General features: G+C 35.0%; 23 protein-coding genes. 7 read left to right on the forward strand and 16 right to left on the reverse strand.

Annotation, left to right across the window (positions count from 1 at the left end):
• The 14 genes from AC1RNS_RS21395 to AC1RNS_RS21460 form a co-directional block, all read right to left on the reverse strand.
• Positions 1 to 584 (reverse strand): hypothetical protein (locus AC1RNS_RS21395; RefSeq protein ID WP_492995600.1); only part of this gene is annotated, 584 nt, incomplete at its 3' end.
• Between the two features lie 55 nt (positions 585 to 639).
• Positions 640 to 780: a DUF6011 domain-containing protein gene (locus tag AC1RNS_RS21400; RefSeq protein ID WP_492995602.1), complete on the reverse strand. Its 141-nt coding sequence runs from the start codon at positions 778 to 780 to the stop codon at positions 640 to 642.
• A 3-nt stretch (positions 781 to 783) separates the two neighbouring features.
• On the reverse strand, positions 784 to 1,374 hold the full coding sequence (ssb, locus tag AC1RNS_RS21405; protein WP_492995604.1) for a single-stranded DNA-binding protein: 591 nt from the start codon (positions 1,372 to 1,374) through the stop codon (positions 784 to 786).
• Between the two features lie 190 nt (positions 1,375 to 1,564).
• Entirely contained in the window at positions 1,565 to 1,741 is a 177-nt protein-coding gene (locus tag AC1RNS_RS21410) for a hypothetical protein (protein ID WP_492995606.1), read from the reverse strand.
• A 111-nt stretch (positions 1,742 to 1,852) separates the two neighbouring features.
• Positions 1,853 to 2,932 carry a phage replication protein O gene (locus tag AC1RNS_RS21415; protein WP_492995608.1) on the reverse strand — a complete coding sequence of 360 codons (1,080 nt, stop codon included), beginning with the start codon at positions 2,930 to 2,932 and terminating at the stop codon, positions 1,853 to 1,855.
• 186 nt (positions 2,933 to 3,118) lie between these two features.
• Positions 3,119 to 3,838, reverse strand: a complete 720-nt coding sequence (locus AC1RNS_RS21420; protein ID WP_492995609.1) for an ERF family protein — start codon at positions 3,836 to 3,838, stop codon at positions 3,119 to 3,121.
• A gap of 100 nt (positions 3,839 to 3,938) precedes the next feature.
• Positions 3,939 to 4,097, reverse strand: a complete 159-nt coding sequence (locus AC1RNS_RS21425; protein WP_492995610.1) for a hypothetical protein — start codon at positions 4,095 to 4,097, stop codon at positions 3,939 to 3,941.
• Between the two features lie 230 nt (positions 4,098 to 4,327).
• Positions 4,328 to 4,462: a hypothetical protein gene (locus AC1RNS_RS21430; RefSeq protein WP_492995612.1), complete on the reverse strand. Its 135-nt coding sequence runs from the start codon at positions 4,460 to 4,462 to the stop codon at positions 4,328 to 4,330.
• A 60-nt stretch (positions 4,463 to 4,522) separates the two neighbouring features.
• Entirely contained in the window at positions 4,523 to 4,738 is a 216-nt protein-coding gene (locus tag AC1RNS_RS21435) for a hypothetical protein (protein WP_492995613.1), read from the reverse strand.
• The gene (locus AC1RNS_RS21440; protein WP_492995614.1) at positions 4,735 to 5,004 is read right to left on the reverse strand and encodes a helix-turn-helix domain-containing protein; all 270 of its coding nucleotides are present in this window, start codon (positions 5,002 to 5,004) and stop codon (positions 4,735 to 4,737) included. The genes AC1RNS_RS21435 and AC1RNS_RS21440 overlap by 4 nt, the downstream gene beginning before the upstream one ends.
• Positions 5,005 to 5,141: 137 nt before the next feature.
• Positions 5,142 to 5,468 carry a DNA-binding protein gene (locus tag AC1RNS_RS21445; protein ID WP_492995616.1) on the reverse strand — a complete coding sequence of 109 codons (327 nt, stop codon included), beginning with the start codon at positions 5,466 to 5,468 and terminating at the stop codon, positions 5,142 to 5,144.
• Positions 5,469 to 5,513: 45 nt separating this feature from the next.
• A complete protein-coding gene (locus tag AC1RNS_RS21450) occupies positions 5,514 to 6,182 on the reverse strand; it encodes a Rha family transcriptional regulator (RefSeq protein ID WP_492995618.1) in 669 nt (222 codons plus the stop codon).
• Positions 6,183 to 6,394: 212 nt separating this feature from the next.
• Entirely contained in the window at positions 6,395 to 6,673 is a 279-nt protein-coding gene (locus tag AC1RNS_RS21455; protein ID WP_492995619.1) for a helix-turn-helix transcriptional regulator, read from the reverse strand.
• An 88-nt stretch (positions 6,674 to 6,761) separates the two neighbouring features.
• Entirely contained in the window at positions 6,762 to 6,935 is a 174-nt protein-coding gene (locus AC1RNS_RS21460) for a BC1881 family protein (protein WP_492995621.1), read from the reverse strand.
• Positions 6,936 to 7,002: 67 nt separating this feature from the next.
• On the opposite strand from AC1RNS_RS21460, the gene AC1RNS_RS21465 reads away from it, so the two are divergent.
• Positions 7,003 to 7,284 carry a hypothetical protein gene (locus AC1RNS_RS21465; RefSeq protein ID WP_492995623.1) on the forward strand — a complete coding sequence of 94 codons (282 nt, stop codon included), beginning with the start codon at positions 7,003 to 7,005 and terminating at the stop codon, positions 7,282 to 7,284.
• On the opposite strand, the gene AC1RNS_RS21470 is transcribed toward AC1RNS_RS21465, so the two are convergent.
• Together AC1RNS_RS21470 and AC1RNS_RS21475 are read right to left on the reverse strand one after the other, a co-directional pair.
• On the reverse strand, positions 7,277 to 7,468 hold the full coding sequence (locus tag AC1RNS_RS21470; RefSeq protein ID WP_492995625.1) for a hypothetical protein: 192 nt from the start codon (positions 7,466 to 7,468) through the stop codon (positions 7,277 to 7,279). The genes AC1RNS_RS21465 and AC1RNS_RS21470 overlap by 8 nt on opposite strands.
• 66 nt (positions 7,469 to 7,534) lie before the next feature.
• Positions 7,535 to 7,759: a helix-turn-helix domain-containing protein gene (locus AC1RNS_RS21475; RefSeq protein WP_492995626.1), complete on the reverse strand. Its 225-nt coding sequence runs from the start codon at positions 7,757 to 7,759 to the stop codon at positions 7,535 to 7,537.
• A 167-nt stretch (positions 7,760 to 7,926) separates the two neighbouring features.
• Between AC1RNS_RS21475 and AC1RNS_RS21480 the strand changes: the two genes are divergently transcribed.
• The 6 genes from AC1RNS_RS21480 to AC1RNS_RS21505 all read left to right on the forward strand — a co-directional run bounded on the left by AC1RNS_RS21480 (position 7,927) and on the right by AC1RNS_RS21505 (position 12,497).
• Positions 7,927 to 8,289: a helix-turn-helix domain-containing protein gene (locus AC1RNS_RS21480; RefSeq protein WP_492995627.1), complete on the forward strand. Its 363-nt coding sequence runs from the start codon at positions 7,927 to 7,929 to the stop codon at positions 8,287 to 8,289.
• A 214-nt stretch (positions 8,290 to 8,503) separates the two neighbouring features.
• The gene (locus tag AC1RNS_RS21485) at positions 8,504 to 9,742 is read left to right on the forward strand and encodes a hypothetical protein (protein ID WP_492995629.1); all 1,239 of its coding nucleotides are present in this window, start codon (positions 8,504 to 8,506) and stop codon (positions 9,740 to 9,742) included.
• A complete protein-coding gene (locus AC1RNS_RS21490; RefSeq protein WP_492995630.1) occupies positions 9,693 to 10,184 on the forward strand; it encodes a hypothetical protein in 492 nt (163 codons plus the stop codon). Before AC1RNS_RS21485 ends, AC1RNS_RS21490 begins: the two co-directional genes overlap by 50 nt.
• Positions 10,174 to 10,743 (forward strand): hypothetical protein, encoded by a 570-nt coding sequence (locus tag AC1RNS_RS21495; protein WP_492995632.1) that lies wholly within the window; start codon positions 10,174 to 10,176, stop codon positions 10,741 to 10,743. The genes AC1RNS_RS21490 and AC1RNS_RS21495 overlap by 11 nt, the downstream gene beginning before the upstream one ends.
• A gap of 54 nt (positions 10,744 to 10,797) precedes the next feature.
• Positions 10,798 to 11,289: an ImmA/IrrE family metallo-endopeptidase gene (locus AC1RNS_RS21500; RefSeq protein WP_492995633.1), complete on the forward strand. Its 492-nt coding sequence runs from the start codon at positions 10,798 to 10,800 to the stop codon at positions 11,287 to 11,289.
• A 59-nt stretch (positions 11,290 to 11,348) separates the two neighbouring features.
• Positions 11,349 to 12,497, forward strand: a complete 1,149-nt coding sequence (locus AC1RNS_RS21505; RefSeq protein WP_492995634.1) for a tyrosine-type recombinase/integrase — start codon at positions 11,349 to 11,351, stop codon at positions 12,495 to 12,497.
• Positions 12,498 to 12,699 lie beyond the last annotated feature (202 nt).

Consider the following 12,699-nt stretch of genomic DNA (forward strand, 5'->3'; position numbering starts at 1 on the left):
AGTTCATCACCTACTAAAAGCACGCTACCTATGACCTTTTTATCTACTGGCTGCTCGTTTAGTTGAATTGATATACAGCCATAAAAGTTTTCTATCACTGTTGCCTGTTTACCATTTTCATAATGTTTACGTCTTATGAGCGATTCATCCATAATTTCTACGATGTCACCGACCACAGCTGCTTCTGATTCGCCTAAGTGCTCTATACGTTCAAAGCAACTAGTATTCTTGTAAGAACCAACAGGAGCAACATCAGGGCGGGATTTCAAAAACACATCGTAGTAGCCGTTTGCTTTCGGTTCCGTGATGACATACTCCTCGCCAACCCTATAAAAATGCGAAGGAGGCTTAACGACACGAGCTCGGTATTTGCTTGTTATTTGCGCTGGCACTTCCATAGTAGCCTCTACTAACTCAAAGCGGCTCTTTTGGTAGGTGCCGAAATGAGCACCCGGATGAGGGAATCTGCTTACGTTATAAGCTAATCCCCCATGTGGAAAAAGGAAATATTCCTCCCCCACTTTCAAATTGGTACAAACACCAGCATTAACACATTTTCCTTTTTTGCGTTGTTTAGTTGGCACCCTGCATCCCCATCTCTTCTTGATTTTCCGCTTCTAGCACGTCATATATAGTGAGCTAATTTTTCAAAAACTCCTCTTCCAAATCATCCAAATGCCGTTGCCAGCATGTGAACCCATATCGTCGTACTATAGATTCACCGCTTTTTAAAGGTCTGTTACATCTTTTACAACGATTCATGATACTTCCCCTTATCATCCGTTAAAATGGTAAATCATCCTCAGATACCTCAATAGGTCCTCTATTGTTTGCAAATGGATCTTCATCTACACGCTTATAATTCGGCTGATTCATAGGAGGCTGATTTTGCTGATAAGCTGTATTGCCGCCAAATGAACCCTGTCCAGACATAGAGCCACCAAATGATTGATTTGGTTGATTATTTCCGTATGCTTGTCCACCATATTGAGGCTGATGTGCATTCGGTTGATTTTGATAATATGGCTGATTGCTTTGAGCTCCACCAGTATTACTACGTGGTTCTAAAAATTGGATGCTATCCGCTACAATGTCAGTGGTATAAACTCTTTGACCATTTTGACCCTCATAGCTACCTGTTTGGATACGCCCCTCTAAGCCAATTAATGCGCCTTTACGTTGATAGTTTGCTAGATTTTCAGCCTGTTTACGCCATGCTACACAGCTAATAAAATCAGCATCACGTTCTCCCTGTTCATTAGCAAATGTGCGATTGACTGCAACTGTGAAGCGGCATGATGCAATACCGTTTGGTGTGTAACGTAGTTCAGGGTCTTTAGTAAGCCGACCAACTAAAACAGTACGATTTATCATTTGTTTGAATCCTCCCTTTTTGTTGCGATGCCAGCATGTACGTTATTTTCTAAGTACCTTAGTTGCTGCATAGCATAGTGTGGACAGTTGCTGTCACTTAATCACTTTTGTACGTCTTGTAGGACTGGAAGCGGGAACTCATACTCTTTAATGAGCTGGTTAATGCGTTCTGCTACTTGCTCATTTGTAATCACACTCTAACCTCCCTACATAGACCAATAACTGCAATATAATCACCAGGTAAAAACTCAATTTTTTTGATGGTCGTAATACGTGCTGAGCTTTCCTCAAACTCAATTTTTTCACCCACCTGAACAGTTCGAGGTTCTGTAACAATACGGAATGGTACGGATTTAACTGGAGCCATACTCATTCTCCCTTTTTCAACGCTTGTACAATTGCTATATCAGTGAAATTACTTACCTGTACACCTTTAGCTTGTAGCGCTTTTATTAAATGATTGCGGATTTTTTGATGTCTACTCATTGCCAACCTTCTTTCCAAAGCTTTTTAATGTGGCTAAGATTTTTTGTCGTTCAGCTTCAAAGTCTATCTCTTGTCCTACTTCTACAGGTACAGGTACTGGCTTCTCCTCGTTACGTTTATGGAACCATTCAGGTACGATTTCTGTGCGTCCATTTCCTTGTCGACGCTGAATCGACGAGGGAGTATGCTCAGCTTTTATTTGCCGAATAAGGGTTGTTGCTTTTTCACGTAATTTTTTCGTAGATAGAATATTGGATTTCCAAAATGAATTATTTTGAGACCAGTTGATTAAATACTCGATTTGTTTTTCATTACGATTATCTCTTTCCATCATCAACCGTATGTGATCTGACCAACTATCCATGTTCGGCAATTTAAAACTAGGGTCGTCTTGTAAAATTTTTTCATAGAGCATATAAGCCAATTGATAATGGATGGAGGATTCGTCGTAAACTCGTTTGCGACTTCCGCTTTTCTTTTTAGTAATCTCTGTATTTGTAATCTCTGTAGTAATCTCTGTATACGTATTACCCTCAGCGGTAATAGGTGTTTCCCGTACGGGCAATACCCTATTGCCCATATCAGTAAGACCCTCCTTACCATATGGGAAAGACCCTGTTTCCTTTTTGGGTAACACCCTATTGCCTATAAAGGTAATACCTTCTAAAAGTCCTACATTTAAACTGATAAATAATACGTTAGATAAGCTAGTTCCATTTTTTGAGATAGTACGAAAATCTCGAATAATTAAGCCTAATTGTTCTAAGCGATCCATTGCTTCTCTGACTTGTTTTTTACTAAAGCCAAATTGGGCTACAAAACTGTCATAGGAACGTTGTAAAGCATCAGCTTTGAACTTCTTATTCATGCCTATCAATCGTCCTGACTCTTCTTCTTTCACATAGGAAGGACGGTACCAATACACAATTTCACTTAGTAAGGTAATGGCAATTAAATCGGGTTTTCCTGTACTTTCCAAGCGAATATTTTCATACCAGGTATGTGGTATCACATTCCCTTCCAAATGCATATTCCCAATTGCATCTACGGTTGTATTACCTGTTGTAAACATTTGGTTTGCCCTCCTATAAAAAGCCGTCTTTTCGCTCACATATTGCGAAACTACCACGTATTTCAGTAGTTCTGTAATGTGGGTAGCGTTGCATGTATGTGAGCACCAGACGCCTTATTTCATCTTTATTTCCTTTTGCCTGCTCAAAAATCCATTGAGGCAATAAAACTCTATGTGGTACATAATTCATTGCGCTACTTGCATTTTGATAGCACGCAAATACTGAATTAAGCTATCCGCTTCTTTCGTTGTTAAAATATCCGAATTCTTATCAGGTATTTTACATTTCTGCATGGCACCGTTATAAACTGTATTAGGATCTGAGCCATAAACTGCAGCAACTTCACTCAACAAGTTCGCTATTGTATTAAATTGTTCTTGAGTCCTTAGACCAGTGTTGTTAGGCTGATTCTTTTGTTGTTGTGATTGTCCACTAGTATTTGGCTGTTTTGGAGGTGGTTGATTCATATATTGATACTCGTTTCCACTCGCACCATTGGCATCATCATCCTTCTCTGTAGCGAGCCCTAACATAGCCGACAAACTATAGCGCTTCATGTAAGTAATCTGACCACCGAAATCCTGCATACTTGTGGCTGCTGGGAATTTAAGTGGATAAGATTTCACATACTCTCCTGATTCATGCAAGAATATGGTTTCTACACAAGCCATTGTTAAATTGCCTTCAACTGTTGTATAGCTGTTCTGAATGATCGATAAATGATTTTGAACAAATATAGGTCTGACGGCATCCAAAATGCCATTTAGATCAGTGTATTCAAACGTATATGAACCACCATTTTTAGTGCGTACATTCACTTTTGCATTGTGTTTAGGCGTTTGAATAGTAGCCCAAGCTTTCGCCAATGCCGCTGAAATGTTTACATTACTTTCGGAAAAAAGCATATTCTTCCCCCTAGTTGATTTTTTGAAGCCCATGGCGTAAAATACTAAGTAACTATTTTTGTAAATATTTTTTTCAGACCACTGTCGCAAACAGTGGTTTTTACTTTGTACAAGATTGAGAATAAAGAGGTGTACGTTCAACAAATTTCAATGTCACTACTTCACCATCTTTAGCGACTCCTTCAACCCCCGTGTTCTTTACTTGTAAAAATCGAAATTCTTTTTGATCCGATAAACGCTTGAAGAAAACAATACGCATGTCTTTCACCTACTTTCAGATGGATTGTCCCATCAAGCAGCTCATAATGTTTTGGCTAATCGACCAATTCAAGGAGTAGGATTATGAACTGCTTGACGAGAGCGAGTAGACTCGCAACCGCCTAATTACTTAATTTGATTTACCATTTCCCGAGAAATAAATAATGTGATATGATTGATTTGTTTATATGATCTGGCTGTTTAATCGTTGCAACCGATTAAGCAGCTTTTTTATTGCCAGCAAATCATGATTACTGGAATACCAATGACAATCGTGAGTAGTCCACATTTCACACAAAACTCCCTATGCCTTTGATCTCGCCCATCATCAGGCATATACAAATAGTTCACTAGCCATTTCACCATCTGAACCACCAATTTCCCACAGATACTAAGCGTTGTTGTAACGATAATCTGTCCCACTTTTTAAATTTGAACATTCTGCACTTCCATCTGTTGAAGGTTTTTTATGACCTTATCAATCTCCGCAAAGTCAATTTTTTGACTACCTTGCAAAGCTTCTAAACTTCTGATAATGTCATAGGCTCGTTCAATGGCAATATCGTAATCTTCCAAAATCATATTGGTTTCAATAGCTCCAAAAGCTCCGTAAATTGCCTTTCGATGCTTGATTATTGTCATAGCAACCACCAAATAAAACCTCCTCCTATAATTGGTAATACTTGATTAATAATTGATAAGGCATCCACCCCATACATCATGGCAGCCGCTGCAACTTGTCCATCTGTAATTTGGACCCACTGCATGAAGGTTGGCATATCAATCGTTTTTGTTTCTTTTTCAAACTTGGAAATACATGATCGGCTGCGATGTAATTTATCTGCTAATTGTTGCTGAGTAAGATTTGCTTTTACTCGTAATGCTTTTAAAATAGCTCCGTATTGCACTGTCTCACCTCCTGTCTCAATGTTCCAAACTGGAACAGAGATAGCGAATCCGGAACCATATTTTTACGAAAATTAAGGTAATATATGGGCAAGAGGTTATTTGCCCTTACCTCTAAGTAGTAAATCTAGTTGATGGATTAAATTGCCCTTAACCTACTAAGAAAATTAGGAGCTAACCCAGTATTTACATCTATCCACTGCGTGTTAGCTTCTACCCATTGAAAAAATAAGTGAGTCGGTATTAATACACCCGCTTCACGCAATACAGGAAAATCTGATCGTCCTAGAAGTTCTGAGGCTTTTGTGTCACCAATTCTAAGCAATTTTTTCAATTCGGCTTTTGTTAAAAGTGGTGGCAATTGTTGAATTTGCATATTGGAATCTAGTAATATCGCTGCCATTTCTTCACGGATCATGATGCGAAATTCTTGCATGATTTGTGCTTTAAATTCCTCGCTAAACATTTTCAGCCCTCCAATCATTAGGTTGCTTTGCCTGGCAACCTTTTTCTATGAAACTTTTCGAGGAATCCAAGAATCGATATAACGAAGTGCGAGTTGTAAATCTTGACGGCGAATATCCTTATAACTAGCTACAGCAAAACGATCTTTAATTTCACGATATAATTCTTTAAATAATTTGGAACGTACTTTTGGATCTTCTTCTACTTGATAAATTTTAGTGGCAACAGCCCTTTGAACAGCTCTTTGTTCACCTGATGCTAGTGTTATTTGTTCTTCTACTTTTTCATTAATTTTTGAAAGTTCCTTACGTATTTCATGTTGTTCTTCTTTTATTGCTTGAGTATCTTCTACCAAATCGGCAGTTGTACGTAATACTGTTACTAACGCTTGATCTTTGGATAGAGGGACCACCTTTTGCGATTGTTGTTCCATTTCGTTGAATCGTTCGATATATGCGACAGCAAATTGTGTTCCTTTTTCACCAGTCATGCGTGTGCCGTATAACTCACAACCTTTTTTCATAAGTAGAAAACAAGGTTTAGTACGATTAAGATTGTCCTGATAAGTTTCTTCTATGAAGTAGTTGCCCACACTTTTGTGGTCATCTCCAAGGTGTTCTATAATTGTTTTGATGTCACGTAATACTTGATCGTGTCTACGTCCCACCATTTCAGCAACTTCTAAACTTGAAATATTTCTTGGTAATTGAGTCATGATAAAACCTCCATTGAAATGATATAGATTTCATATTAGCAAATTGCTAAATTTCCATTTTAGGTGAATTATGGGTATTTAAATATTCTTCCTCATTCACTTTCGTAAATTAAAATTAGCTGCTTTTAATTGCACTTTCACTCATATTCATTACTATTCGTTTTTACAAAATAAAATTGGAAATTTTCCAAGAATGTCTTGTCAAGCTTTTTTTATAAATCTGGGAACAATTCAAAGAAAGATGTTTGAAGAACCCTTTCTAATTCTAAGGATATTTCAACACTTGGTTTTACACGTCCAGCTTCCAAAGAGCTAATCATAGAACTTGAACAGCCTACAAGCTTTCCTAATTGAGCCTGTGTAAGCTTTCTCGACTTTCTTTCTGCGATTAGCCGATCACGCTTAGAACCTTTTAAATTACGAAACTCTTCAGATGGAAACGATTGTTTGGACTTCTTTTTACGCTTTGGTTTTGTCATACTCCAACCCACACACTACACCTCCTTTTGTGCCTATATTCAATTGAGTGGCTAGTAAAAGGACATTTGACTAAACTAACCTGCTGTATTCGCAACATGCCTAATCTTGATTTATTAGCACGGTTGCTGGACCAGTAAACTCATGTACTCGCTGACCTTGAACAATCTTAAAAGTTTCATACGGTGGAATAATGATTTCAGACACACCTTCACGATTAGCCAACTTCTCATGCAGTTCTTTCGTTGGTAATACATAAATTGATTTTTGTTCCATTTACCCACCTTCTTTCCCTTTAAATTTCCAATCTGTTAAACTATTGGTAGATTGGAGGTGATATATTATGAACGCATATCTTATTTCCTATGACTTAAATAATCAGGATAAAAACTACACTGGTGTCTTGGAAGTTATTAAAAAATCTTCTTATAATGGCACTTGGTGCAAACCTCTAAAATCTGTATTTTTAATAAAATCTCTCTTAACAGCAGATCAAATATCTGCAAATATCAAGAGTGCAGCAGATTCAAATGATAATTGGTTAGTTATTGAAGTCATTGATAACAAACAAGGTTGGTTACCAGAAGAACAATGGGATTACATGAATGAAAATATTTTCAGATAGTTTTTGTATCTTCACACACCCTTCCAAAACGGGATTTCTCGTTTAGTGGTGATAAAGCTTCATACATTTTCACCATTGCTAATGTAAGTTGCGGTAAATCCGATATACTCGCTTCATTAGCACTACGCTCTGCCAATAGCTGCAACTGTTGGCGGAGTATTTCTTCAGTTGTTTTATGTTCCATGCTCTCACCCCTTCCCTGGATTAGCGTTGCAACTGCTTCGTGAGCTATGAGGACTAATAAACATCTTCATATTGCTGTTTTAGAAATTTTATATTCAAAAAAATTTTCTTCACTACATCTAAGCATGGATGCTAATAAAGGAAGTTGCTCTGCCTTAAATGCATAAACTCCATTTTCGTACTTTAGATAAGTAGATGCATTCTTCATTTCCATTGCATTTGCTGCTTCTTGTAGTGTCATATTTAGTTCTTGTCGGCGTTGCTTGATAAAATCTAAACTAAACACTTTCACTATTATCACCTCACTTTAAAATTGCTGATTTAGCAACTCCTTGAACATAATGTATCATTGCTATTTTAGAAATTCAAGCATTTTATTGCTATTTCAGAAATTATTTTATTTCTAAAATGGAAACATGGTATATTTAGTATTATGAACTCACTGAAAGCGGTGAAAATATGGATATAGGAAAAAAAATAATTTCATTGCGGGAAAAGCGAGGGTGGACTCAAAAAGAGCTAGCTAATCGAGTTAATCTAAATGTTAGTGTAATGAATCGAATTGAGTCTAACGAAAGACCACTTAAAGATAACGAACTATTAAATCTAGCAAATGTACTAGACGTTAGCACCGATTATCTTCTTGGCCGTACAGACACATCAATCCCCACATCCGAAGAAAAAAATGAAGCTGAGTTTCAGGCTTTCGCCAACAACCCTACTCTCCAAAAGTGGTATAAAGAATTACCAAGGTCACGTGAGGAGGATTTAGAGAAGTTGCGAAAAATGTGGGAGATTTTGAAGGATAATGGTGAGATATAACCATCTCAATAAAGGATTAAAATGATAAACAATAAGTTCAGATTGAAGGACATGTCTATATTACATGTCCTTTAAAATAACCCTTGTATGTAAAATATATACTATATTGGATATTGATATTTTTTTATTATAAATCTAGGCATATTTACTCAAGTCAAATGTATCTAATATAAATAGTAAATTCATTCTAAAAAAATAACTTTAGAGGTGCTATATGAGTTTTAAAGTTCAAAGATTTATAAAAGATGAAATTGTAATAATGCAGTTAGAAAAGTTTCTAAAAGATTTAGATATACCAACAGCAAAATATAAAGGTAATCTGATAAAACATTTCGAAAATTGCGTCAATGATAATGAATGCATCTTGAATTCAGCACAGGCTGAAAAGTTTTTAGTAGATAATATCAAATATGGAGATAGACGATTTTTGTATATCACTAAGTTTAAAAAAATTTACCAATCCAAACTAAAGAATTATAGCCATATTATTAGTTCAATAATGAATTTGGATTCTAAAATTGAAAATCCTATAAATTTCAATATTCTAAATAGCAGTCAAACAAATATTTTAGCTAAAAACAAATTTGAAGTAGATAGTATTGAATTTTTACATATTGAAAAAGATAAACAAAACAAATCTGTAGAGAAAATTGAAATATGTTTTACTCGTTTTGAACAAAACAAAGATCAAAAAACAGAAGAAATTACTGATTCTAAAAATTTTGTTTGGATTGAAATTAATGTTTTAGAAAATATAATATGCTTTAGAATTCCCTCATCAGGTATTCATTTTGGGGAATATCATCAATCTAATAAAATGTTTGTACACTATTTGGAATTAATTAGAGATGCATTTGAAATTAGTTTTGAAGAAATGCATACTTTTAAAGAAACTTTATATAATATAGCCAAAGACGTTTTTGAAGTTGCTGAGCGTCCATTTTTAGAAAGATTTCAAACAGCAAATGAAAGTATAGAAAAAATGTTGAAATTAGCTGACCGAAGAGATTTGTTTCAACAAAAGACATCTTTATCATTATTTTCGGGCAGGCTTGAAGATTTGATTCAAAGAGTAATTATTCAAGAAAATTTCGATGAATACATGGGGCACGGAGAGGGTAAAGATGGTATAATTACAAAAATTGAATTTACTGATCCAACGGGTGCATCGGTAAGGGCGCATGCAGGTACTAAAACAGACGATACGTTAGAGGTTTGTGATATCTTTTTTGATACAAGAAAAACGTTATCAGAAAATTCTACAATAGACCAGTTGTTAATTGATTGGTTTATTCCAAACACTTTAGTAAACTCTGGAAAAGTAACATGTAAGTTCTTTGCTGGAGTTCGTTATATCGCCATTAATTTCCAGTTCATTAAACTTAGTAGAGAGGTTGAGTCATATGTATTTTCAAAGCTTAGAAAATATAATGGATTCGAATGGTACAAATAAAATAAATCAAAAATTAGTTGAACAATTTGATTATTGGTTAGCTTCAAGAAGAACGGCTGTAAAAAATTATTTATGTCCTTATAATTTCAGCAAATATTCTGGCGTTGATGAAGAAATTTCATTAGGTTTATTTGTTTTAGCATCTAAAGACGAATATAATGTTTTAAAACCTCGTTATGATATTTTCATACGAGAAAAAGGTTTAAGAATTAATTCTGTTTATAATCAAAATGATATCCCTAGAACATATACTGATCCAGATACAGAAGTTGAATTTCCTATAAATTTTGACGAAGATATTCGAGTATACTTTGAATTATTAGAAGAGCCTTCTGAAAAACCTTCTGTATTAAATAATGATGAGGGAAAGTCTTTTGGGGTTGGATTAACTGACTTCAATCAAGCAAAATTGACAACAAGCTACTATCTAAATGATAATTAGTATCTTACGTTTACTATTGTTTGTTATTTTTCCTTATATTATCCAACCCCCAATTCAATTAGATAACAACCATTTATCAGAATATATTACTTTTGTTAGTGCCATTATAGGAGCTAGCGGAAGTATTTTGGGTGGTATTGTTGGTGGTATTATTACTGGTTTTGTAGCTTATTATGTTGCTAGATATCAACTAAAAAAAGATTATGAACAAGCAAATCAAATTCAAGTTACAAAAAAAAATACATATAGACAGTTAATATTAAAAGAAATAAATACGAACAATAATGCACTCTTAAAATTGGATGAAGCTTCTTCAACCGATGAAATAAAAACCGCTCTCTGTTATTCAATTTCGGATCAAGTATTTTTTTCAATTAAAACAGAAATAGATGTTGATGATTTTTTTATTTATTGTATCAAGTACTATCGAATTTTAAACAGATTAATGCAGGATGAAAATATTCAAAGTGAAGATCATTTTGAGATAATAGATGTAGAAATAAAGACTTTAGTTCAATTATTTGAACAAATTAATTCTTATCTCCCTACTACAAAATAGTGGGGTTTTATTATACAATAAAAAAGAACGTCTGTTCTAAACCGAGGTGTTTTAATGTATTACAGTCACTTGGAAGATTTCACCAAAGACTTCTATATGCAAATGGAGATGAGTACCCCTTCCCTTTTAGATTTTCATGTAATTGCAAAAAATCTAGGAATTAAAGTATTTTATTGGCCAGATTCTAGCCAAGCATTATTTGCTAATGAAAGACCTTTTATATTTTTAAACGAATCACTAAGCCAACAGCAACAATGGCAAGATTTTTGTCATGAATTAGCTCACGTATTACTACATACTGGGGATCAATTCTATATGTCTCCCCTCTTCCGTGAATACCAGGAACATAAAGCTAACAATTTTATGTATCACGCCTGTATGCCTACTTTTATGTTAGATGAATTGCAACTGAATGATAGTACGCCACAAACGGTCATGAAACTTCAAGAACTGTTTAATGTTGAATACGAATTTGCTTTGAAGCGAATTACACAATATCTAAACAATCACCGGCTCGTTCCAGATTGGAACAGCGAGAAACGTTGAATTTTCAAGTTTCTATGGGAAGATTAAAGTAACAAAGTTTTGATTTAGAGGTGATTACTATGTTTTATGAGAGAATCGACAAACATACTTGGCGATGTATTGGAGAAGGTCCTCGTCACCCTATTACTGGCAAACGCCGACAAGTTACTAGGCGTGGAAAAACAAAAAAAGAGGCTGAAGAAAAGGTAAAGAAAGGTATTGCTGCACTACAACATCAATCTACATACAATCCAGAAATACGCTTTACAGAATTTATTGAACAATGGTTAAAACTCTATCGTCTTAAGGGTAATAAAGAAACTACAGTTAAATATAGAGAATACTGCTTATCAGTCCTAAATAAATATTTAGCGAGCGATAAAGTTATTAATATTACTACGATTCGTTATCAAGATGTGATTAATGATTTGTTTGAAAAAGAATGTGCTTACTTTACTTTACGAGGCATTCAAAATGCAGCCAAGATGATGTTCAATTATGCAAAAGAAATAGGTCTTATTGAGATTAATCCAGTAGATGGCGCATTCGTCCCAAAAAAGAAAATGACTTTAGAACAAGTAAATGGCCAAGATGTCGAACAATTATTTTTAGAATCCAATGAATTAAAAGAGTTTTTAAGAGAAGTTGATAAATATCCCAATATCGCTTATCGAACGGTTATATATACGATTGCCTTTACAGGAATGCGACCAGGCGAAGCTCTCGCATTGATACTTGAGGATGTGGATTTGATTAACAAAACGATTCGTATTAATAAAACCAATTATGCGAAAAGTGATAGAAAGAAAGATTTTGAATTAACACCACCAAAAACAATCGGTAGTGTCCGAATAATAGATATAGATGACATTGTAGTGGATAAAATTCAAGAACTTAAAGATTTTCGTAAAAGCAACAATTGGAACAATGATGGTTATGTTTTTGGTGAGCAGGATGGCTTCCCTACCACCGTCAAAATGCTAAATAGAGCTGTGAAACGTATTGCTGCAAGAACGAATATTGATAAGCCTTTTCGCACTTATATTTTACGTCATACTCACATTAGCCTTCTTGCTGAAGCTGAGGTAGACCTGAACTACATTATGAATCGTGTTGGCCATAAAAACTCAGACACGACGACTAAAATTTACCTTCATGTAACAGGAGGCATGCGTGAAAGTGCTTCACAAAAAATGCATGCTAAATTCACTGCCCTACTCGATGATTAAACCTCAAAAACTCTATTTGGAACAAAAAAAGGATAAATGTTGCTGTTTGGTTGCTTTTTTGCAAAATCAGCTTCATTTATCCCCTACAAACGTTGATATATCAATGTTTCTTCAAAATCTGACACCTTATATTCATCGTAAGCGTTCATGTTTTTACCCTCTTTCATATGTATTCGCAAAGCTTATTATAGCAAGGTTTTTC

Source organism: Lysinibacillus sp. GW821-FHT14F06 (assembly GCF_058803665.1).